20 protein-coding genes are annotated in these 21072 nt (G+C 29.4%); 7 read left to right on the forward strand and 13 right to left on the reverse strand.

All coding sequences use genetic code 11. The features are described from left to right. Entirely contained in the window at nt 1-384 is a 384-nt protein-coding gene (locus ACFOWD_RS00515) for a DUF423 domain-containing protein (protein WP_377407226.1), read from the forward strand. Here ACFOWD_RS00515 and ACFOWD_RS00520 read toward each other — a convergent pair. The 13 genes from ACFOWD_RS00520 to ACFOWD_RS00580 all read right to left on the reverse strand — a co-directional run bounded on the left by ACFOWD_RS00520 (nt 370) and on the right by ACFOWD_RS00580 (nt 11353). Further along, nucleotides 370-1221: a hypothetical protein gene (locus tag ACFOWD_RS00520; RefSeq protein WP_377407228.1), complete on the reverse strand. Its 852-nt coding sequence runs from the start codon at nt 1219-1221 to the stop codon at nt 370-372. The two genes, ACFOWD_RS00515 and ACFOWD_RS00520, sit on opposite strands and share 15 nt — an antisense overlap. 41 nt (nt 1222-1262) lie before the next feature. Continuing rightward, on the reverse strand, nt 1263-2081 hold the full coding sequence (locus tag ACFOWD_RS00525) for a TPM domain-containing protein (protein WP_377407230.1): 819 nt from the start codon (nt 2079-2081) through the stop codon (nt 1263-1265). Next, a complete protein-coding gene (locus ACFOWD_RS00530; protein ID WP_298988833.1) occupies nt 2081-2518 on the reverse strand; it encodes a TPM domain-containing protein in 438 nt (145 codons plus the stop codon). The genes ACFOWD_RS00525 and ACFOWD_RS00530 overlap by 1 nt, the downstream gene beginning before the upstream one ends. Continuing rightward, nucleotides 2519-3127: a LemA family protein gene (locus tag ACFOWD_RS00535; protein WP_377407232.1), complete on the reverse strand. Its 609-nt coding sequence runs from the start codon at nt 3125-3127 to the stop codon at nt 2519-2521. It lies immediately after the preceding gene. Between the two features lie 62 nt (nt 3128-3189). After that, the gene (locus ACFOWD_RS00540) at nt 3190-3942 is read right to left on the reverse strand and encodes an SDR family NAD(P)-dependent oxidoreductase (protein ID WP_377407234.1); all 753 of its coding nucleotides are present in this window, start codon (nt 3940-3942) and stop codon (nt 3190-3192) included. Between the two features lies 1 nt (nt 3943). Then, a complete protein-coding gene (locus ACFOWD_RS00545; protein WP_377407236.1) occupies nt 3944-4309 on the reverse strand; it encodes a hypothetical protein in 366 nt (121 codons plus the stop codon). Beyond that, nucleotides 4309-5367, reverse strand: a complete 1059-nt coding sequence (locus ACFOWD_RS00550; protein WP_377407238.1) for a phosphotransferase family protein — start codon at nt 5365-5367, stop codon at nt 4309-4311. Before ACFOWD_RS00550 ends, ACFOWD_RS00545 begins: the two co-directional genes overlap by 1 nt. After that, nucleotides 5364-6581: an acyl-CoA dehydrogenase family protein gene (locus tag ACFOWD_RS00555; RefSeq protein ID WP_377407240.1), complete on the reverse strand. Its 1218-nt coding sequence runs from the start codon at nt 6579-6581 to the stop codon at nt 5364-5366. The genes ACFOWD_RS00550 and ACFOWD_RS00555 overlap by 4 nt, the downstream gene beginning before the upstream one ends. A gap of 8 nt (nt 6582-6589) precedes the next feature. Beyond that, entirely contained in the window at nt 6590-7300 is a 711-nt protein-coding gene (locus tag ACFOWD_RS00560) for a VIT1/CCC1 transporter family protein (RefSeq protein WP_298988852.1), read from the reverse strand. 15 nt (nt 7301-7315) lie between these two features. Then, nucleotides 7316-8089 (reverse strand): SDR family NAD(P)-dependent oxidoreductase, encoded by a 774-nt coding sequence (locus ACFOWD_RS00565; RefSeq protein WP_377407243.1) that lies wholly within the window; start codon nt 8087-8089, stop codon nt 7316-7318. Next, nucleotides 8089-9903, reverse strand: a complete 1815-nt coding sequence (locus tag ACFOWD_RS00570; protein ID WP_377407245.1) for an acyl-CoA dehydrogenase — start codon at nt 9901-9903, stop codon at nt 8089-8091. The genes ACFOWD_RS00565 and ACFOWD_RS00570 overlap by 1 nt, the downstream gene beginning before the upstream one ends. A 155-nt stretch (nt 9904-10058) precedes the next feature. Further along, nucleotides 10059-10388: a MerR family transcriptional regulator gene (locus ACFOWD_RS00575; RefSeq protein ID WP_298988862.1), complete on the reverse strand. Its 330-nt coding sequence runs from the start codon at nt 10386-10388 to the stop codon at nt 10059-10061. Between the two features lie 2 nt (nt 10389-10390). Continuing rightward, nucleotides 10391-11353, reverse strand: a complete 963-nt coding sequence (locus ACFOWD_RS00580) for a M23 family metallopeptidase (RefSeq protein WP_377407247.1) — start codon at nt 11351-11353, stop codon at nt 10391-10393. Nucleotides 11354-11513: 160 nt separating this feature from the next. On the opposite strand from ACFOWD_RS00580, the gene alaS reads away from it, so the two are divergent. The 6 genes from alaS (at nt 11514) to ACFOWD_RS00610 (ending at nt 21067) form a co-directional block, all read left to right on the forward strand. Next, complete coding sequence (alaS, locus tag ACFOWD_RS00585) at nt 11514-14132, forward strand: alanine--tRNA ligase (RefSeq protein WP_377407249.1); 2619 nt, start codon at nt 11514-11516, stop codon at nt 14130-14132. Nucleotides 14133-14206: 74 nt separating this feature from the next. Then, nucleotides 14207-15829 (forward strand): DUF1800 domain-containing protein, encoded by a 1623-nt coding sequence (locus tag ACFOWD_RS00590; RefSeq protein WP_377407251.1) that lies wholly within the window; start codon nt 14207-14209, stop codon nt 15827-15829. Between the two features lie 3 nt (nt 15830-15832). Next, nucleotides 15833-17410, forward strand: a complete 1578-nt coding sequence (locus ACFOWD_RS00595) for a DUF1501 domain-containing protein (RefSeq protein WP_377407253.1) — start codon at nt 15833-15835, stop codon at nt 17408-17410. 31 nt (nt 17411-17441) lie between these two features. Further along, nucleotides 17442-18392 carry a GSCFA domain-containing protein gene (locus ACFOWD_RS00600; RefSeq protein ID WP_377407255.1) on the forward strand — a complete coding sequence of 317 codons (951 nt, stop codon included), beginning with the start codon at nt 17442-17444 and terminating at the stop codon, nt 18390-18392. 68 nt (nt 18393-18460) lie between these two features. After that, entirely contained in the window at nt 18461-19165 is a 705-nt protein-coding gene (locus ACFOWD_RS00605; RefSeq protein ID WP_377407257.1) for a DUF6498-containing protein, read from the forward strand. 87 nt (nt 19166-19252) lie between these two features. Beyond that, nucleotides 19253-21067 carry an outer membrane protein assembly factor BamB family protein gene (locus tag ACFOWD_RS00610; protein ID WP_377407259.1) on the forward strand — a complete coding sequence of 605 codons (1815 nt, stop codon included), beginning with the start codon at nt 19253-19255 and terminating at the stop codon, nt 21065-21067. Nucleotides 21068-21072: the final 5 nt, after the last annotated feature.

Below are 21072 nucleotides of genomic sequence, written 5' to 3' on the forward strand. Positions count from 1 at the left end.
ATGAATGATATAGCATTATTTTTTGGTTCCTTATTTGGAATGTTATCAATTGTTTTTGGAGCTTTTGGAGCTCATTTATTAAAGAAAAAATTAACTCAAGATCAGTTACAGAGTTTTGAAACTGGAGTTAAATACCAAATGTATCATGCAATTACATTGTTGGTTCTAGGGTTTAATTTAAAAGAGAGTTCAAGTATTGATATATATATTATTTACAGCTTTATTATAGGAGTATTTCTATTTTCTTTTTCAATTTACGGTTTAGTATTATCAGCAGCAAATCATAAAAAGATGAAGTTTTTAGGACCGATTACTCCATTAGGAGGTTTGTTTTTAGTATTGGGTTGGGGTTTATTATTATATCAATTTTTAATCAATTTTTAATTGATATAAGTTACCACCTTCTCCACCAGACTTTTCATCTGTAATAAGTATATTATTATTATCTATAAAGCTAATGCTTTCTTTTTGAGAATAGTGTTTTAGATCTATTTCTTTTACTTTACCAGATAAAAATTGATCGTCTTTAAACTCTGAAAACACTAAAATATTTTTTTGAGAAAGTAATATAACTTTTTTTCCATCATCAGAAATATCTACAGAGGTTATCCAAGAATCATTTTTTTTACCATTGTCAAACTCTCCAATAAGTTTTGCAGTATGTTTTCCTTTTGTAGCTGGAATCTTATATAAAAAAGTTTTACCATACTCTTTTTTTACTCTACTTTTTGTAAAAATGTAAAAATGGTTATTGTAGTAAAAGAAACTTTCTGCATCAAAAAAACGATCTTTCTTTTTAGGAGGAAATTTATTTTGATTTTCATATTCAAAAGCAATTTCTTCGACTTCTGCATTTTTTTTTGTCAAATACTCTTTGGCTACTTTATAGATCTTTAAATGCTTTCTATCATTATCATTATTTCCAAAATCACCTATATATAAGTTTCCTAAATCATCTGATGTTAAATCCTCCCAATCGTTATTTTTTGTTTTTACATATACTTCTCTTAAGAATTTTCCTTCTTTAGTAAATGCATATAATTTAGGTTGATTTCCACTATCATTTAACATCCAAACTAAATTTGAACTTTGTATGTATTCTGTACCAGAAACTTCATCTAGAAACTTAGGTAGATCTTCAATAAACTTTAGTTGCCCAAAATTTTGACAGCTAAAAAAGATAAAGATTGTAAGTAAAAAAAGTAGTTTTTTTATAAACATAAAGTAGATTATAAAACGTATTTTAAAAAGTAAAAATTTATTTACCAGCCACCAGAAGCTCCTCCTCCACCAAAAGAACCACCTCCAAATCCGCCACCAAAACCACCTCCTCCAAAAGAACCACCTCCTGAAGAACGACCACCAAAGCCACCACCAAAACTTCCTCCACCTCTACCAGCGTTAGATAATATGATGGTTTCTAAAATAGCATCAGCAACAGAACCTCTTCTGTATCTTCTACCTCCTCCTCTATTGTTTTTGTTACCTCTAGAAATTAAAATAAAGAAGATAATTATCATAATCACAAAAACAATAATCCCTGGATCAAAGTCTTTTGATTTTTGTTTTCTTGAGCCTGTAAACTCGCCTTGCAGTGTTTTAAAAATATAATCAACACCTTTATCTAGACCTCCATAAAAATCTCCTTTTCTAAATTCAGGAATTATAACTCTTTCTATAATTCTCTTTGATTGAAAGTCAGTAAGTAAATACTCTACTCCTTTACCATTTTGAATAGCAATTTTCTTATCATCTTTAGCTAATAATAGGATAACCCCATTATCTTTTTCAGCATCACCTATTCCCCATTTTTCTCCCCAATTAGCAGCCAAATAATTAATATTTTCTCCTTCTGTTGATGAAATTACAACAACAACAATCTGTGTTGAAGTCGTATCTGAATAACGAATTAATTTTTGCTCTAAATTTGATTTTTGATTTGCATTTAGAAGATTGACATAATCATAAACACTGGTCTGAAATTTAGGTTTTTCTGGAATTTGAAAACCCTGAGAAAAGAGCGAAAATGAAAATAAAAACGCAAATAAAACTAATAAATATGGTTTGTGTTTGTTTATCATTATCCTTTAGAAATCTCATTAGATAGTTCGTTTTCATCATCAATACTCCAAGGAAAATGAGCTTTCAACTCTTCTCCTGCTTTAAGTATTCCGTCAACTAAACCTTGCTTAAAATCAGCATTTTTAAAATGATTTTGCATAATATTTTTAGTGGAATCCCAAAAATCTTTATCGACCACATTATTAATGCCTTTATCACCATAAATAACAAATTTATGATCTTCTACAGCTACATAAATTAGTACTCCATTTTCATCTTTAGTATTGAACATTTTTAACAAATGAAAAACCTCTAAAGCACGTTCAAAATGATCTTTATCTGTTGTAGCTTCTATATGAACTCGAATTTCACCAGATGTATTTTTTTCAGCTATTCGTATAGCCTCAATAATTTCTTGTTCTTCATCTTTGGTTAAAAATTCTTCTACTAAAGACATCTATTCTTTTTTCTTATTAAAATCGAAGTTTACATCTGGGGCTTTTTCTGAACCAGGATCTGCTTTATATCTTGACATTTCACCAAAATTAAAAACACCAGCTAATAAAGAGTTTGGAAAGACCTTGATGTGTTTATTGTACTTATTTACATCTTCGTTAAAACGGTCTCTTGCTACATTTATTCGATTTTCTGTACCTTCTAATTGACTCTGTAACTCTAAAAAGTTTTGGTTAGCTTTTAATTCTGGATAACGTTCTACAGAAACTAATAATTTAGATAAAGCCCCTGTTAAACCTGATTGTGCTTGTTGAAATTGAGCCATATTTTCTGCAGTTAAATTACCTGCATCAATATTAACAGAAGTTGCTTTAGCTCTTGCATTAATTACATCTGTTAATGTAGTTTTTTCAAAATCTGCTGCTCCTTGAACTGTTTTAACCAAATTGCCAATTAAATCATTTCTTCTTTGATATGCACTTTCTACATTAGACCATTTTGTTTTTGCATCTTCTTGTAAAACAACTGCCTCATTATTAAAGCCTTTACCCCAACTGTATATTAAATAGACAATAACACCTATAATTATTAACGGTAACCATTTTTTCATAATTTCTAAATTTTATTTTTTATGTTGATTTTTATTGATTGTCAAATTTACACACTTTAAATTTAAAGAGATGTTCCACCATCTAAAGTTATAGTTTGTCCTGTAATAAACTTTGTGTTTTCTGAGGCTAACCAAACTACAGCATCTGCAATTTCCTCTGCTTTTCCATAACGTTTCATAGGTATTACACTTTTTAAAATAGCATCCATTTCTGGTTTTGCATTTATTAATTGAGTTAATAATGCAGATTCTGTATAACCAGGACAAACTGCATTTATTCTAATATTTTTTGTAGCATATTCCATAGCTGCAGACTTAGTCATACCAACCACTGCAAATTTACTTGCACTGTAACTAATATTATTTGGTGATGCTTTTAAACCTGCTAATGAAGCAATATTTACAATATTACCATAACCTTGTTCTAAAAATTGTTGTAATGCTACTTTCATACAATAAAACACACCTGTTTGATTTACAGAGATTACTCTATCCCAATCTCTTAAAGTTGACTCATGTGTCCTTAGTAAATGAGGTCCAATTCCTGCATTATTTACAATCACATCTAACTTACCAAAATTGGCAACTGTATGCTGTACTAAATTTTCTACCTCTTTAAAAACAGCAACGTTTGCTTTTATAGGTAGCGCTTCTCCGAAATTTGTTACAATTTCATCAACAACTTTTTGTGCACTTTCTAAATTAATATCAGAAACTACCACTTTTGCACCATGTTTAGCAAAATGAATTGCTATTGCTTTACCTATACCAGAACCTGCACCTGTAACTATAACTACTTTATTTTTTACGTCCATATTATTTACAAAATATTAATCTTGAATCTGATAATGCTGATGCTCTTAATGCTCTTGGATATTCTTTGAATTGCATCAACTTAAAAAATTCGTTTTTATTAGCATATTTTACAATTAAAACCTCATCCCATAATTTCTCATTAGATGGACCTATAATTGTTACTTGTGGTTTTCCCTTGAAAATAATTTCTGCTTGAATCTTTTGAAAAAAAGGAAAAGCAGCTTTCATGTAATCATTATAAGTCTCTTTACCTGTTTTACCTGTTGATGAAACTACTTCCTTATAATTTAAATAGTTCATCATAAAAACTGGAGTATTTTCATCGAAATTTGATAAAACTTCTAAACTATCATTATTAATTTCCATCAGTCAATAGATTTTGTTTTAATAGCTTTTAAGGCTAATTTACAGCATAACTCAGCAGCTTTATTTAAGTTTGCAAAACGTGGGTCTGTTGTCCATCCTTTATTATATCGAAAATAGATTTGTTGCGCAATCACTGCTATTTTAAACAATCCGAATGCATAATAAAAGACTAGGTTTTCTAAATTTCTTCCTGACTTTTCAGCATACATTTTAGCAATTTCACTTCTTATTGGATTACCTTCAAAAATGGTAGGAGAAGGTATCCCTTGTTTTACAAAATCATGGTCTGTGGCTACTGTCCAATACCCTAAAGAGGTTCCTAAATCCATTAAAGGATCTCCTAAAGTAGCCATTTCCCAATCTAAAACTGCACTCACTTCTTGCCAAGAATCATCTTTAAAAACGACATTATCATATTTAAAATCATTGTGTATTAAACAATGATCGTATTTTTTGGGTTGATTTTCTTGTATCCATTGCATCACTAAATCTGCCTCTGGATATTCGTCAGTTTTTGCTTTTACGTATTGTTTACTCCAATTGGTTACTTGCCTTTCTACATAGCCTTCAGGTTTTCCTAAATCTTCTAAGCCTATAGACTTATAATCCACATTGTGTAATTCTACTAATGTATTTAACCATGAATTGGCGATAGTTTCATAATTATTTGAAGTTATATTTCTTGATTTTGCTGCTGCATAATTAAGAATAATCCCTTCCATTTTTTCCATGATATAGAAATCACTTCCTAGAATATTTTCATCATTAGAAAAACCATACATTTTAGGTACTTTAGAAAAAGCTTTAGCAACACCACTTTGCACTTTAAATTCACGACTCATATCATGACCTCTTTTGATGGCTCCTTTTGGTGGTTTTCTTAGTACATATTCTTTATTTTCTATTTGTAACAAATACGTTAAATTGGAATATCCATGCGTAAATTGTTTTACAACTAAATCACTTTCAATAGATTCAATTAAATTGATTTCTTTTAAATATTTTTTTAAAGGAATTTCTGGTAATTCTTCTCCTTTTCTTACTTTTTGATTGCTCATGATTGTCCATATTTTTTTATACAACTTTTACCAAGTTGATACATATGTACTTCATCTGGACCATCTGCTAAACGTAACATTCTAGCAATTGCAAAATAATGTGCCAAATAGGTATCTGGACCAACACCTTTTCCTCCTAAAATTTGAATAGCTCTATCAATAACTTTTTGAGCCATATTTGGTGCTACTATTTTTATCATAGCAATAATGTCTTTTGCTTCTTTATTACCAGCCTTATCCATTTTATCTGCTGCTGATAAAGTTAATAGTCTTGCTTGCTCAATTTCACAAGCTGATTTTGCAATTTCATGACGAATACTACTATACTCGTAAAACTTTTTACCAAAAGTTTCTCTTTCTAGGGTTCTTTTAGACATCAATCCTAAAGCATATTGAGCCATACCTATTAATCGCATACAATGATGTATTCTACCAGGTCCTAAACGTCCTTGAGCTATTTCGAAACCTCTACCTTCACCAAGAATTAAATTACCTTTTGGCACTCTCACATTATTTAAAATAATTTCTGCATGTCCTTCAGGTGAGTCATAAAATCCTAACACAGAAAGTGGGCGTAAAATTTTTAATCCTGGAGTATCTATAGGTACTAAAATCATACTTTGTTGTTGATGTCTATGTGCTTCAGGGTTTGTTTTACCCATAACAATAGCTACTTTACAATGTGGATCCATAGCTCCAGAACTCCACCATTTTCTTCCATTTATGACATATTCATCACCATCTAAAACAATTGAAGTCTCAATATTTGTAGCGTCTGAAGATGCCACTTGAGGTTCTGTCATTAAAAAAGCAGATCTAATTTCTCCATTGAGTAAAGGTTTTAACCATTCTTCTTTTTGAGCTTTATTACCATATTTTGCCAAAACTTCCATATTTCCAGTATCTGGAGCAGAACAATTAAAAATTTCTGAAATCCAGATTTTTTTTCCCATAATTTCTGCTAAAGGTGCATATTCTAAATTGGTTAAACCAGGACTTAAATCACCATAATCTTTAGGTAGAAATAAATTCCATAACCCAGCTTCTTTAGCTTTTTGTTTTAATATTTCTGTTTTTGGAAATCGTTTCCACATATTATTTTTATCAGATTGAAAAGCTAAAAACTCCTCTTCAACTGGTACAATATGATTCTCAATAAAATTGGTTAATTTTTGTTGTAATTCTTTTGATTTATCTGAGTATTCGAAGTCCATAATTTTGTTTATAAATTAACACCAAAAATGTAGCCTAATAAAGCTGTAATTCCCATTGTAATTGTTCCCCAAAAAGTAATTCTTACAATTGAATTCATAATTTTTGCTCCTCCTGTTTTTGCAGCAAAAGCTCCTAAAATAATTAAAAATAAAATCGAAGAAATATAAATGTATAATTCAATTGTTTTTAAAGGAAAAATATACACTACTGCTAATGGTAAAATACCTCCAAAAACAAAAGATGCACCAGAAGCTAATGCTGCTTGTATTGGGTTTGCTTTTGATACTTCATTAATACCCAGTTCATCTCTTGTATGTGCACCTAAAGCATCAAAATCTGTTAGTTCTTTAGCTACCTGTTTAGCAGTTTCTTTTTTTAGACCTCTATCTTCATAGATTTTTGTCAAAATTTTTAATTCTAATTCTGGTGTATTTTCTAATTCTTTTCGTTCTCTTTCAATATCTGCTTTTTCAATATCTGTTTGCGAACTAACAGAAACATATTCACCTGCTGCCATTGATAATGCACCTGCAACTAGGCCAGCAAAAGTTGCTAAAATGATAGGCTCTCTTGTACTACTTGCTGCAGCAACTCCAATAGCTAAACTAGCTGTTGATAATATACCATCATTAGCACCAAGTACAGCAGCTCTTAACCAGTTACTTCTGTGTATATAATGTTTTTTTAAATAATCTTCAAGATGGTTATTATCTTCCAATTTTAATAGTTTTTTTTATCCTGCTATCATATATCCACCATCAGCTGTATAAACACCTCCAGTCATATAATTACCAGCATCTGAAGCTAGTAAACAAGCCAAACCAACCATTTCTTCTGGCATTCCCATTCGTCCACTTGGAATTGATTTTTCTAATTTATTTAGCATCTTTTCGTTTGTCCAAAGAGCTGCACTAAACTTCGTTTTAATTAAACCAGGACAAATTGCATTGGCATTTACACCATATCTTCCCCACTCTTTGGCTTGATTTTTTGTCAGCATTAAAATAGCTGCTTTACTAGTACTGTATAATCCTAAACCAAAACCAGGAGTTAATGCTTCTACAGAGGCAATATTTATAATACTACCCTTTTTATTTGTTTGAAAATGTGGTAAAACTAAATTTGATAAAGACCAAGGAGCTTTTACATTTACATCCATAATTTTATCAAAAATTTCTGGATCTACATCTTCAATTGGACCAAAAACAGGATTGATTGCTGCATTATTAACCAAAATATCAATTCGTCCAAAAGCTTCAATAGTTTTGTTGACCAAATTTTTACGTTGATCTTCTTTTCCTATATGACAAGCAATTCCTACTGCTTTTAATCCTTCATCTGTAAAAGCTGCTGCTACTTCATCACAAGCTTCTTGACTTCTACTAGAAATAACAACTTGTGCTCCTTGTTCTGCAAGAGCTTTTGCAATCGATTTTCCTATTCCTTTGCTTGAACCTGTAATTATAGCAACCTTACCTTTAAGATTAAATTGTTCTTTTACATTCATTATAAAATATATTCTTTATCTGTTTTTATTGTAACCTCTTCATCACTCATTAAAGATTCTGCTAATGCATTTGTTTTAGGAATTTCATATTTAAAATAAAATTTCATTGTATGAATTTTACTTTCATAAAAAGTTGTAGAATATCTTCTGTTTTTGTCTTCTAATTTGTTTGTTGCATCAACAGCCATTTCTAACCATAACCAACCTAAAACAACAATACTCATATATTCCATAAACAGATTTGCATCTGCCAAATAACGCTCATAATTACCTTTCATGGCAAAAGGCATTAATTTTCCAATTACTTTTTTAGCCAACTCTAATTTTTCACCTAAAGCAGTAGCATATGGTTTTAAATTATCATCATTGGTTGCTGCAATAATTGTTTTTACAATCTCAGCAGATAATAATTCTAATGCTTTTCCATTTTGCATAGGTACTTTTCTTCCTAATAAATCTTGAGATTGTATACCAGTTGTACCTTCATACAAGGCAGAAATACGAATATCTCTATAATATTGTTGTAATGTAAAATCTGTACAAAATCCATAGCCTCCTAACACTTGTAATCCATTATCTACAGATTCTGCTCCTGCTTCTGAAGGATATGTCTTTACAATAGGAATAATCATTTCTAATAATAAATGGTATTTCTCTTTCTCTTCTGCTGAATTAGCAGTTGTTAAAATATCTTGATATTTTGAAGCTAAAAACACCAAACTTAAAGACCCTTCAACAATAGCTTTTTGCAATAACAACATTCTTCTTACATCTGGATGTTCTATGATTAGACTCTGTTTTTCAGAAGGATTTTTCTTACCATCAGAAGATAATTTTCGTCCTTGAGGTCTTTCATTTGCATACTGTAAAGAAGTTCTGTAAGCAGCCATAGCTATTGCTGCTGCTCCTCTACCTACTGCAATTCTAGCTCCATTCATCATTAAAAACATTTGAGCTAACCCTTTATGTGCTGTACCAACAAGCCAACCTCTACAATCATCTTTATCTCCAAAACCTAAATGTGTTGTACAATAACCTTTTTGTCCCATTTTTTGGAAATCTGCTACTGTCATTACATCATTATACTCTAAAGATCCATCTTCAGTAATTCTATTTTTAGGAACTACGAAAAGAGAAATTCCTTTAGTCCCTTTTGGTGCACCTTCAATTCTAGCTAAAACTAAATGCACTATATTTTTTGCATCTTTGTAATCACCCCCAGAAATAAATATTTTCTGACCCGTAATTTTATAATAACCCTTATCTGTTGGGGTAGCTTTTGTTACAATATCAGATAATGAACTACCTGCTTGTGGCTCTGTTAAACACATAGTACCTCCCCAAACTCCTGAGAGCATGTTAGGAACATAAGCATCTTTTAAATTTTGGTTTCCGAACTCAATAATTAATTCAGCAGCTCCTAAAGTTAAACTTGGGTAACCAGGTAAATGATTATTTGCTGCATCCATAATATATACTGCAGCTTGAAAAGCAGAAATAGGCATTTGTAAACCTCCATCTTCGTAATCAAAACAGGCAGCAATTATTCCCATTTCACCTGATTGATGCATTACCTTTTGTACTTGCTCATGAACAATTACTGTTCCATCTTTATGATATGCAGGAGTAGCATCCATTTCTTGAAAATAAGGATACAATTCTCTATCAGAAAACTCTTTAACTGAATCTATAAACATATCTAAAGACTCCAAATCGTGCTCTTGAAATCTTTCTCTAGATAATAGGTTTTCTAATTTATGAATATCATAAAGTATGTATTTCAATGTTTCTAAGTCTACATACTTTTTTGACATATATTAAATTTTTAAGTGATTTTTAATGTTTGATAAGTTGTTTTTTAAACATACTTATCTCATCAAATATACTAAAAAATACTATGCATGCATAATATATATATCAAGGTGAGTTGATTCAATATCTAAAACTGTAAGATTTATTTAAAATAAAACTATAAAGAGTTTTTGATTTTTAGCAATTCTGCTTTTACACCTTCTAATCGAGTAATGATTTCGTGGTTATTAAAAATATCATCAGGATTTTTCTTAAGCTTATTTTTGGCACCTTCTAATGTAAACCCTCTTTCTTTTACAAGATTATAAATTAGTTTAAAATTATTGATATCTTCTTTTGTAAATAACCTATTGCCTTTAGCATTTTTCTTAGGTTTAATGATATCAAACTCTTTCTCCCAAAAACGAATATGTGAAGTATTTAGGTTAAAGGCTTTTGCAACCTCTCCTATTTTATAATAACGTTTATCTGGTAAATTTACATGCATATTTAATCGTAAGATTGACTCTCTTCTGCGTCTTTTTGTAAAGCTGCAAATTCATCTAAAGATAAATCTCCATAATAAAAATTAATAGGGTTAAGTGCTATTCCATTCTTATGAACTTCATAATGTAAATGGGGTGCCACAGATAAACCTGTATTACCTACATAACCAATTAAATCTCCTCTTTTAACTTGAGCACCTCTTCTAACAACCATTTTACTTAAATGTGCATAAATGGTTCTATAACCATATCCATGGTCTACAAAAATTACTTTACCAAAGGTACTACTTCTTTGTGCTAAGTTAACAACTCCATTTCCAGATGCATAAACTGGTGTTCCTTTAGGCGCAGTAAAATCCATTCCTTTATGAAATTTATTAATTTTCAAAATAGGATGCATTCTCATTTTATAACCAGAAGCTACATAAAAATCTCCTTTTTTTACTGGTAATAATGCAGGTATAGAAGCCAACATGTCTTCTTTTTTCTTTGCTAAAGAAACAATTTCATCCAAAGATTTTGATTGTACAACCAATTGTTTAGATAAAATATCGACTTCTTTAGTTAGTTTTTTAATCATTTCAGAATTATCAAAACCTTCTAAATTTTTATATCTATTAACCCCACCAAAACCAGCTTTACGCTGTTCTTCTGGTATTGGATTTGCTTCAAAATAACTTCTATAAATATTATTATCTCTTTCTTGTATTTCATCTAAGATAACTGCACTCTCTTCTAACCTTTTTGCTAAAAGTTTGTAGTTAAACTTTAAATTTTCTAGCTCTCTTTTTTGAGCTCTTTCTGAGGGTGATGTTATAATTTGACTAAAACCAATAAAACCAAAAAAAGCAATTAATAAAACTCCCAAAAAACTAAATAGTATACGTCTGTAGTAATCACTTTTATTTACAGTAATCTTCCTGTAAGAAAGTGTTTCTTCATCGTAATAATATTTTACTTTTGCCATATTTTTAAATGTACTACTTTTGTGCTTGTTTAAAAGCAAGCATAGTATTATTATATTGTTTAGAACAGACAAAGTTACAAAATGTTTTATAACCCTATTTTTTAAGGGTTATTTTAAAAATAATTTAACAATTTATCACCTTTATAATTAGGTTATTTATATGAATTCTCAAGAAATTAGAGCAACTTTTTTAGAGTTTTTTAAAAGCAAACAACATTTAATTGTGCCTTCTGCATCTATGGTTACAAAAGATGATCCTACATTACTATTTGTAAATTCTGGAATGGCTCCTTTTAAAGAATATTTTTTAGGTAATGGAACTCCTAAAAAAAGTAGAATTGCAGATACTCAAAAATGTTTGCGTGTTTCTGGTAAACATAATGATTTAGAAGAAGTTGGTTATGACACTTATCATCACACTTTATTTGAGATGTTAGGCAACTGGTCTTTTGGAGATTATTTTAAAAAAGAAGCTATTGCTTGGGCTTGGGAATTATTGACAGAAGTTTATAAAATAGATAAAGACATTTTATATGTTACTGTTTTTGAAGGCAGTAATGATGGTGATAATCTAGAAATGGACACTGAAGCCTATAATATTTGGAAACAATATATTACTGAAGACAGAATTTTAAAAGGAAATAAAAAAGATAATTTTTGGGAAATGGGAGATCAAGGACCTTGTGGACCTTGTTCTGAAATTCATGTAGATATAAGAACTCCTGAAGAAAAAGCAAAAGTTGATGGTAAAACTCTTGTAAATGAAGATCATCCTCAAGTTGTTGAAATTTGGAATTTGGTTTTTATGCAGTACAATAGAAAAGCAAATGGTACCTTAGAAAATTTACCAAATAAACACATAGATACAGGAATGGGTTTTGAACGTCTTTGTATGGTGTTACAAGATGTAAAATCTAACTATGATACAGATGTTTTTACACCAATTATTAGAGAAATTGAAACCATTACTAATACTAAATACAGAGTAGATGAAAAGCAAGATATTGCTATTCGTGTAATTTCAGACCATGTTAGAGCTGTTGCTTTTTCTATTGCAGATGGACAATTACCAAGTAATACTGGTGCTGGTTATGTTATTCGTAGAATTTTAAGAAGAGCAGTAAGATATGGATTTACTTTTCTTGATAAAAAAGAACCTTTTATTTTTAGATTAGTTGATATTTTAAGTAAAAAAATGGGACAAGCTTTCCCAGAACTAAAAGCTCAAAAGCAACTTATAGAAAATGTAATTAAAGAAGAGGAAACTTCTTTTTTAAGAACTTTAGAACAAGGATTACTATTGTTAGATGGCATCATTGATGCTTCTAAAACTAAAGAAATCTCAGGTAAAAAAGCATTTGAATTATATGACACATATGGTTTTCCTATAGATTTAACTGCATTAATTTTATCTGAAAAAGGATTTACTTTAGATGAAAAAGGATTTGAAGAAGAATTACAAAAACAAAAAAATAGATCTAGAGCTGCTAGTGAAACATCAACAGAAGATTGGACAATTCTTTTAGATGATGAGGAAGAAGAGTTTATTGGTTATGATAATTTAGAAGCAAACATAAAAATTACTAAGTACAGAAAAGTTACTTCTAAAAAAGATGGAGAAATGTATCAACTCGTTTTTAATTTAACGCCTTTTTATCCAGAAGGTGGAGGACAAGTAGGAGATAAAGGTTACTTAGAAGATAAAAATGGAGATGTAAATTACATTACAGACACCAAAAAAGAAAATAATGTCATTATTCATTTCACCAAAAATTTACCTAATCATCTAAATGAAACTTTTAAAGCTGTTGTAGATGAAAAACAACGATTTAGAACAGAGTGTAATCATACAGCAACACATTTACTGCATCAAGCATTAAGAGAAGTTTTAGGAACTCATGTAGAGCAAAAAGGTTCTGCAGTACACTCTAAATATTTACGTTTCGATTTTTCTCATTTTTCTAAACTTACTGTTGAAGAGTTAAGAGATGTAGAAAATTTTGTAAACGCAAGAATTGCTGGCAAACTTCCTTTAGAAGAAAAAAGAAATATACCAATGCAACAAGCCATAGAAGAAGGTGCAATGGCTTTATTTGGCGAAAAATATGGAGATACTGTGAGAGCTATAAAGTTTGGTAAATCTATAGAACTTTGTGGAGGAACTCATGTAGAAAACACTGCAGACATTTGGCACTTTAAAATAAAATCTGAAAGTGCAGTCGCAGCTGGTATTAGAAGAATTGAAGCCATTACTAATGATGCTGTTAAAGATTTTTATTTTGATAATAACAGAACTCTTTATGAGGTAAAAGATTTATTAAATAATACAAAAAATCCTGTTAAAGCTGTTCAAAGTTTACAAGAAGAAAATGCATCATTAAAAAAACAAGTAGAGCAACTTCTTAAAGAAAAAGCTTCTAATTTATCTAAAGATATAGAAAATGAAATTCAAGAAATAAATGGCGTTCATTTTTTAGCTACAAAAGTAGATTTAGATGCTGGGGGTATTAAAGATTTAGCTTTTAGTTTAGGTAGTAAATACCAAAACTTATTTGTATTATTTGCATCAGCACCTAATAAAGAAAAAGCTTTACTAACTTGCTATATATCAAAAGATTTAGTTGCTTCTCGTAATTATAATGCAGGTCAAGTTGTTAGAGAATTAGGCAAATTAATTCATGGTGGTGGAGGTGGACAACCTTTCTTTGCTTCTGCTGGTGGTAGAAATCCTGGAGGTATTCCAAAAGTTTTAGAAAAAGCAAAAGATTATATTAATTAATTAAACTTTTTACTAAAAGTTGGGTCTAAAGTTTTGAAACTAAATTTTATTTAGGAAATCATTACCTTTAGCCTATGCCCTACTTAGATACTTTTACTGGAGAATGGAATGCAAAAAATGCTAGGCATTTATTAAAACGTTGCTCTTTTGGTATTACTCCAGATTTAGTAAAAGAAAGTGTTTCTTTAGGTTTACAAGGCACAATAGATAAGCTATTTGAAATAAAACCTTTACCAAATCCTCCTCTAAAATACGAGTTAGATGGCACTTCAAGAACCGAAGTAAATGATCCAGACGTTAATTATGGTGAAACTTGGGTTAATGCACCTCCTATTCCAAATTTACCAACAAATCAAGAAGTAAATAAGGCAATAAGAGCAAGAAATAGATCTCTCTATGCTTGGTCTTTTTTAGAAATGCAAAACTCTGGAATACATATTCGAGAGAAATTAACTTTGTTTTGGCATAATCACTTTGTTTCTGTTAATACAAATCCTCATAGAGAATACTATTACATAAATACAATAAGGCAAAATGCTTTAGGTAATTTTAAAGAACTGGTAAAACAAATTACCATAGACCCAAATATGCTTTTGTATTTAAGTGGTGCTCAAAATAAAGATTCTGCTCCAAACGAAAATTATTCAAGAGAACTTTTAGAGTTATTTACTATTGGTAAAGGAGCTGCTGTTGGCATTGGAGATTACACTAATTACACAGAAGATGATGTTGTACAAATGGCAAAAGTGCTTACTGGTTGGAAAGTAAGAGGACTAAATAACGTAGATGCATTAACACCTTTCTTTTCTAATTTTAATCATACAAAAGGCGATAAAACTTTATCTCATAGATTTAACAATGCAATTATATCAGAAAATGGAGAAGATGAATATAAAGATTTAATAGATAAAATTTTTGAGCAAGATGAATGCTCTAGATTTATTATGAGGCAACTTTATATTTGGTTTGTAAATTCAGAAATTACTTATGATATAGAAACTTATATTATTGAGCCTTTAGCAACAATTATTAGAAATAATGACTATGAAATTGTGCCAGCTTTAAAAAAATTATTTGCTTCAGATCATTTCTTTGAAAATACGTTTTGTATGATTAAAAGTCCTATTGATTTAATGTTTTCTGTTACAAAATCACTTTTAGTAGATTTACCTAATAGCACTACTAAAGAAGAATATGATTATGCTTTAGTTTTATATTTAGCTGCAACAGATTTAAATCAATCCATATTTCATCACCCAGATGTTGCAGGTTGGAAAGCATATTACCAAGAACCTTTATTTTATAAAAGTTGGATAAATAGCTACTTACTACCAAAAAGATTAGACTTTTGTAGAATTTTAGTAACAGGTGGAGATTTAGTTATTGATAGTAGAAAATACACAGTACCACCTTTAGTTCCTGTTTTAAAAATAGCTTCAGAAATACCAAATGCAACTGACCCAAACATTCTTATAAATTCGCTTGCAGAAGAAATGTTTAATTATGCAATTACTGCAGAACAAGTAAGTGCATTAAAAGAAATTTTAATTCCTGGTTTACCAGATTTTGAATGGACAGTGGAGTATAGTGATTATTTAGCAGACCCAACAAATACAGCTTTAGCCTTTTCAGTAGATAAAAAATTAAGAGATGTTATAGCAGTTATGGTGCAAATGTCAGAATTTCAAATCATGTAATTTATGAAGAAAGGAAAAACATTAAATAGAAGAGATTTTATAAAACTAAGCTCAATTGCTTCTGCTTCTTTGCCAATTTTACTAAGTGGTTTTCCTATTTTTTCTCAACAAAAACCTAAAGGATATAGCTTTTCTAATGAGAATGATAATGTTTTAGTACTTATACAATTACAAGGTGGTAATGATGGTTTAAATACCATTTTTGATTTAAATCAATATGATAATTTACAAAATGTACGTACTAATATCATTATTCCAGAAAATGAGCTACTGAATATTAATAGTGCTACTTGTTTTCATCCAGCAATGAGTGGAATAAAAGAGATTTGGGAACAAGAAAAACTTTCTGTAATACAAAATGTAGGATATCCAAATCAGAATAGATCTCACTTTAGGTCTACAGATATTTGGAATAGTGCTTCAGAAGCAGACCAGTTTATTTCATCTGGTTGGATTGGTCGTTTTTTTGATATTAACCATTCCTCTTTTCCAGAAAACTATCCAAATGACAACAATCCTCATCCTTTTGCATTAACAATTGGAAGAGTGGTGTCTGAAACTTGCCAAGGTGTAAATACTAATTTTTCTATGGCAGTAGAAGATACAGATAATCCTGGAACAGCTTTAGTATCTAACACTACTTCTGTACCTGGAAATTGTTATGGAGAGATGTTGAATTTTGTAAATGATACCATTAGCCAAACCAATGCATATGCAGAAGTAATTTCTAATGCTTCTAGTGCTGGTAATAATTTATCTACAAAATATACAGGCTCAGATTTATCAGAAAAATTAAAAAATGTTGCCAAATTAATTGCTGGAGGTTTACAGACTAAAATTTACGTGGTTCAAATAGGAGGATTTGACAATCATGACAATCAAGTAGTTGAAGGCGATACAAAAACTGGAAAACATGCTGAATTATTGCAAGAATTGTCTGATGCAATGGCTGCTTTTCAAGATGATTTAAAATTGTTGAATATAGAAGATAAAGTTATTGGAATGACCTATTCTGAATTTGGAAGAAGAATACGTTCTAATGGTGCTTTAGGTACAGATCATGGAACAGCAGCTCCATTATTTATTTTTGGAGGTTGTGCTAAAAATCAAATATTAGGTGATACCCCAGAAATAGATACTCAAGTTGATGATAATGAAGGTGTAGCAATGCAATTTGATTTTAGAAGTGTTTATAGTACAATTTTAACTGATTGGTTAGGAGCTACAAAACAGGAATCAAATACAGTATTATTTAAGGATTTTGAAAAGATTTCCATTTTTAAAAATGGGTGTTCTGCAGCATTATCTACAGATGATGCACTATTAAATACAACTGAAATTAGTTTATTTCCTAACCCAACATCAGATTATATAAATATTAGATTTTTTGGTAAAAATGAAAACACAAAAATAACGTTGTATAATAGTTTAGGTGCAGTTGTAAAAAATATTGCAAATACTAACTTTGCTTCTACTGAACATCAACTAAAAATAGATATTTCTAATCTACCTAAAGGAAGTTATTTTGTGCATTACCAAACCAGAGGAATTTCAAAAACTAAAAAATTGCTGAAGTATTAAATTTGTTTAATTTTACATGATAATTGTTATCATGAAGCTTCAAACCCAAATTCCGTTATTAAAAGAAACTAGAAACTTAATAGATTACAACTCTAAAATTGTTTTATTAGGCTCTTGTTTTTCAGAAAATATTGGTAATCAATTAGATTATTTTAAGTTTCAATCAACACAAAATCCTTTTGGTATTTTGTTTCATCCAATAGCGATTGAAAATCTTATTACAAATGCTATCAACGAAAAAAAGTATACAGAAAATGATATAGTTTTTCATAATGAGCAATACCATTCTTTTGATGCTCATTCTAGTTTGAGTAATAACAACAAAACAGCCTTTTTAGATTATATTAACTCATCTATTAAAAATACTAAAAATAATTTAGAAGAAGCTAGTCATATCATTATAACACTTGGTACTTCTTGGGTGTATAGATATATTGAAAGCGATCAAATTGTAGCCAATTGTCATAAAATTCCTCAAAAAAAATTCTTAAAAGAAATTTTATCTGTTGATACAGTTTCAGAAAGTTTAGAGGCTATTATTTCATTAATAAAATCAATAAATAATAACACAAGTATACTATTTACAGTTTCTCCTGTAAGGCATTTAAAAGACGGTTTTATAGAAAATCTACAAAGTAAAAGTCATCTTATTTCTGCTATACATCAAGTAATAAATAGAAGAAAAAACAGCTTTTATTTTCCTTCTTATGAAATTATGATGGATGAATTAAGAGATTATCGATTTTATGCTGAGGATATGATTCATCCAAATAAAACTGCCATAAAATATATTTGGGAAAAGTTTATATATACTTGGTTTGATGCATCAGTAAACGCAACAATGAAAGAGATTGATGTGATACAAAAAGGAATGTTACACAAACCTTTTAACCCAAATTCAGAAAAGCATTTACAATTTTTAGAAAATTTAGAACAAAAAAAACTAAAAATTATGCGTGAATACTCATTTATGAGTTTTTAAAATAAGGCATTTGGCGTATTTTATATTTATCGATTTTGTTAGTATTTTACATTTTTAAACAATCTACTATGCTTAAAGATATATTTTACCCAACTCCTCAGAATGCATTTATTTGGTTAAGTTCAATATATCTTTTATTTCTTCTTTACATTGGTAAAGCTAATCCTATAACCATATTATTTGCTTATTTTTTAGAAACAATAATTATCGGAATTTTTAATGCTTTAAAAATGTTTTGGAGCATACATTTTGGTAAATCTAAAGGTTATACACTTATATTTTTCTTTCTTTTTCATTATGGCTTTTTTATAGCTATACAATCTATTTTTGGTTTTTCAATGTTTAGCATGGAGAAAACTGTTTATATAAAAGAACCATTTCATTTATTAGAAAACTATACTACTATTTTAAATTTAGAAGGAATTAAATATGCTTTACCAGCTATTATTTTTACGCATTTAGGAAAATTTGTTTCTGATTTTATACAAAATAAGAAATATCTGAAATTTACTGCTCAAGAAATTATGTTTAAACCATATGTACGTATTTTTATCCAGCAGTTTGTTGTAATTTTATCATTCTTTTTTATTGTTTTCGCACAAGTTGGAATCATAGCTGCAATACTTTTAATTCTCTTTAGATTGTTGGTTGATTTAGTACTTGAATCAATTAGAGAAAACTCTGAAATATTAGAATTTTTATCAGAAAAATTAGCAAATGAAAAAGCAAGTAAAGAGAACATTAAAAAGCAGTTAACTATATTTACTGAATAACTTTTTTTAAAATATACGTCATTTGTCGTATTTCCTAAACCCTTCATTTTAAGGAATTTTGGAGTGTAATTGTAAACTTCAAAAATCATGAAACTTAAAAACTTACAAAAATCTATTTTATTTACTTTTTTGCTTTTTACTACAATTGTATTAAATGCACAAAAAGCAGAAGCACCTGATAACAAATACGAAGTTGGTGCAATTAAATGGATGAAAATGTCTGATGCAGGAACATTAATTGTATCAACAGCAAAAGGAATTTATGGTATAAAACCAAACGAAAGTTCTCCTTCTTTTATATTTGACAAAAGAAAAAATATTAAACAAGAAAACTTTAAACTTCAGCCAAACACACCTTATGCAATGTTTATTGCAAATGGTATGAATGGAGTAACATTTGTAATTGATATTATTTCAGGGGAAACTTTATTTGACTCAAAAGAAGAAGGATTTTCTTTTATGACAAGTAGAGATATTATTCTACCAGAAAACAAACTAGTTGTTAGTGGTATAAGAAAAACTAAAGGTAAAATTGGGGCTGCTTATTCAATTGCTGTTTTTGACTTAACAAACGGAAAAGAAGAATATACGATACCTCAAAAAGGAAATAACAATGTAACTGGAGTTTCAGATATTATTGATGGTAGACTATTAATACCAAGAAAAAAAGGAATTGACGCTATTGATTTAAATTCTGGAAATACAATATGGACAGCAGATGTAAAAAATGTAACTTCTATTACAGCAGAAAAAGATGCTGTTTATGCTTTTCAGTCTAACAATAATGGAAAGAACACTACAATTTATAAAATAAATTCGAATGGAAAACTTGTATGGAAAGATGGTAATAAATTAAAAGGACAAGTTAGACAAGCTGACTATTTGCGTCAAGGAATTGCAATTTTAACTGATGAAGTTGTAGGAAAAAATAGAGTTTCAAAAATTTACTTTTTAGATGCAAACTCTGGTGAAGATTTATGGAAGAAAGCTCCAAAAACAAAAGGCTTAGTCAGTCATTTCTATACACAAGATGATGGAATTATTTTTGGTGTAGCTTCAGGAGGTATTAACAAAATAAAGTTTGATGGAACTCCTTTATGGAGAAAACCATTAAAAACAGGTCCAAATATTAGTACACTTGCAAAAACAGAAAAAGGTATACTATACATTACAGAAAAAGATGCAGATATTGTTGATGAAAATACAGGCGAATCTATATTTGGCAAAAAATTAAAATACAAACAATCTAAATCTGTTGCTTCTACTTTCGATGCTCAAAGCAAACGTTTCTTATTAAGTTGTTCAGATGGTTTATATTCTATTGATGGTAGTTCAGGGAATTATGAAATTATCTCGAAACCAAAATTTGAAGAAAAAGAAATGCCTACTTCTATAGAAATGAGAGGTGATAATATCTTATTATCATCAAGTCAAAATATGATGTTATTGGATAAAAATGGAAAGCAAATTTACCATGAGTATTTTAAATCTCCATCAAAAAGTGGTTTTATGAAGGTACTTTCAGGAGCAATAGCTGTAACTTCTATGGCTGTTTCTGCAAGTGCTGCATATAGAGCTGGAGCAAATAGAAATTCAATAGGGAATTATAATTCTTATGGTAAACAAATGGACACCTATGCTAAAGGGTTTGCTCAAATTGCAGGTGCATCTTTTGGAGCTATGTCTAAACGATTTAAAGCTTCTGCTCAAACTAAAAATGATAAATTTATTCTAACAAAATTAAATTCTGGTGTTGGTTTAATAAAGCTTGATAAAGATTCTGGAAAAAAATTAAAAGAGATTTTATTAAAAGATAAAAAGCCTACTTATAAGGTTGATGATATAGAAAGAATCTTATACTATCAAGCAAACAAAAATACTATTTACGCATACAAAATATAAACCTT

The sequence above is a fragment of the Polaribacter marinivivus genome, assembly GCF_042651285.1.
Taxonomy (GTDB): domain Bacteria; phylum Bacteroidota; class Bacteroidia; order Flavobacteriales; family Flavobacteriaceae; genus Polaribacter; species Polaribacter marinivivus.

Coding starts and splice junctions, on each gene's coding strand:
- ACFOWD_RS00580 (WP_377407247.1), bottom strand. CDS start 11,353: ATGGCAAAAGTAAAATATTATTACGATGAAGAAACACTTTCTTACAGG.
- ACFOWD_RS00595 (WP_377407253.1), top strand. CDS start 15,833: ATGAAGAAAGGAAAAACATTAAATAGAAGAGATTTTATAAAACTAAGC.
- ACFOWD_RS00610 (WP_377407259.1), top strand. CDS start 19,253: ATGAAACTTAAAAACTTACAAAAATCTATTTTATTTACTTTTTTGCTT.
- ACFOWD_RS00555 (WP_377407240.1), bottom strand. CDS start 6,581: ATGGACTTCGAATACTCAGATAAATCAAAAGAATTACAACAAAAATTA.
- ACFOWD_RS00545 (WP_377407236.1), bottom strand. CDS start 4,309: ATGGAAATTAATAATGATAGTTTAGAAGTTTTATCAAATTTCGATGAA.
- ACFOWD_RS00520 (WP_377407228.1), bottom strand. CDS start 1,221: ATGTTTATAAAAAAACTACTTTTTTTACTTACAATCTTTATCTTTTTT.
- ACFOWD_RS00565 (WP_377407243.1), bottom strand. CDS start 8,089: ATGAATGTAAAAGAACAATTTAATCTTAAAGGTAAGGTTGCTATAATT.
- ACFOWD_RS00605 (WP_377407257.1), top strand. CDS start 18,461: ATGCTTAAAGATATATTTTACCCAACTCCTCAGAATGCATTTATTTGG.
- ACFOWD_RS00540 (WP_377407234.1), bottom strand. CDS start 3,942: ATGGACGTAAAAAATAAAGTAGTTATAGTTACAGGTGCAGGTTCTGGT.
- ACFOWD_RS00590 (WP_377407251.1), top strand. CDS start 14,207: ATGCCCTACTTAGATACTTTTACTGGAGAATGGAATGCAAAAAATGCT.
- ACFOWD_RS00600 (WP_377407255.1), top strand. CDS start 17,442: ATGAAGCTTCAAACCCAAATTCCGTTATTAAAAGAAACTAGAAACTTA.
- ACFOWD_RS00570 (WP_377407245.1), bottom strand. CDS start 9,903: ATGTCAAAAAAGTATGTAGACTTAGAAACATTGAAATACATACTTTAT.
- ACFOWD_RS00535 (WP_377407232.1), bottom strand. CDS start 3,127: ATGAAAAAATGGTTACCGTTAATAATTATAGGTGTTATTGTCTATTTA.
- ACFOWD_RS00525 (WP_377407230.1), bottom strand. CDS start 2,081: ATGATAAACAAACACAAACCATATTTATTAGTTTTATTTGCGTTTTTA.
- ACFOWD_RS00575 (WP_298988862.1), bottom strand. CDS start 10,388: ATGCATGTAAATTTACCAGATAAACGTTATTATAAAATAGGAGAGGTT.
- ACFOWD_RS00530 (WP_298988833.1), bottom strand. CDS start 2,518: ATGTCTTTAGTAGAAGAATTTTTAACCAAAGATGAAGAACAAGAAATT.
- ACFOWD_RS00515 (WP_377407226.1), top strand. CDS start 1: ATGAATGATATAGCATTATTTTTTGGTTCCTTATTTGGAATGTTATCA.
- ACFOWD_RS00550 (WP_377407238.1), bottom strand. CDS start 5,367: ATGAGCAATCAAAAAGTAAGAAAAGGAGAAGAATTACCAGAAATTCCT.
- alaS (WP_377407249.1), top strand. CDS start 11,514: ATGAATTCTCAAGAAATTAGAGCAACTTTTTTAGAGTTTTTTAAAAGC.